Here is a 974-nt window from a genome sequence, read left to right on the forward strand (position 1 = left end):
GAGGTGTTCTCACCAGAGGTGGTGACCTGATCGGCGCTACGGCGCGCTGACCTGCAGGTTCGTCGGGTCGTGAGTTTGGTAGCAGCAGGGTCCCAGGACCAGGATGCAAGTCGCCAAACGCACAAACTGGACGACTGGGACCCTGCTTGATCACCTATGGTGCCACCCTCGACGTGCCCGCCCACACCCTGACGGTCGTGACCCGCTGGATCGCGGCCCATCGCCGTACCCGCGACATCCGCCCCTGGCAGCGCGCCGCGACAGCGCGCACCCAGGCACTGCTCGTGCTGCGCTGGTTCAAGGACGCCACCCGCGTGCACCTGCTCGCTCGGGACGCGGGCATCTCGCTCGCCACGGCCTACCGGTACCTGCACGAGGCGATCGACGTCATCGCCGACAAGGCGCCCGACCTGCACGACGTCCTGGCCACCGCCCGCACCGAGCAGTGGCCGTTCGTCGCTCTGGACGGGACGTTGGTGCCGATTGCCCAGCTGCACGGCCCGCGCAACCCGACCGGTGCCGAGTCCTGGTACTCCGGCAAGCACCACCGCCACGGCGCGAACATCCAGGTGCTGTGCGACCCGACCGGCTACCCCGTGTGGGTCTCCCCAGCCAGCCCAGGGTCCACGCACGACATCACCGCCGCCCGCAGATTCGTCCTGCCCGCGCTCTACCCCGCGGCCACCGCCGGGATACCGACCCTGACCGACAAGGGCTACCAGGGTGCGGGCATCGGGATCCGACACCCGCGCCGCCTCACCACAGCCGCTCACGTCGACGACCGGTCCCGCGACATGATCCTCGTCTCACTGCGCGCCGTGGCCGAACGCGGCAACGCACTGCTGAAGAACACCTGGCGAGCCCTACGCCTGATCACCCTCGACCCGAACCGCACCACCGAGATCACCGCCGCAGCCCTCGTCCTACTCCACCTTCAACGCGGAACCCGCTGACCAGACTGGTGAGAACACCTC

The 974-nt window shown here is 69.0% G+C and carries 1 protein-coding gene; it reads left to right on the forward strand.

All coding sequences use genetic code 11. The features are described from left to right. Positions 1-146: 146 nt before the first annotated feature. Positions 147-953, forward strand: coding sequence for a transposase family protein (locus AC4H2H_RS19725; protein ID WP_494372532.1), 807 nt, complete (start codon positions 147-149; stop codon positions 951-953). Positions 954-974 lie beyond the last annotated feature (21 nt).

It is taken from the genome of Cellulosimicrobium sp. BMG9.22 (assembly GCF_059159975.1).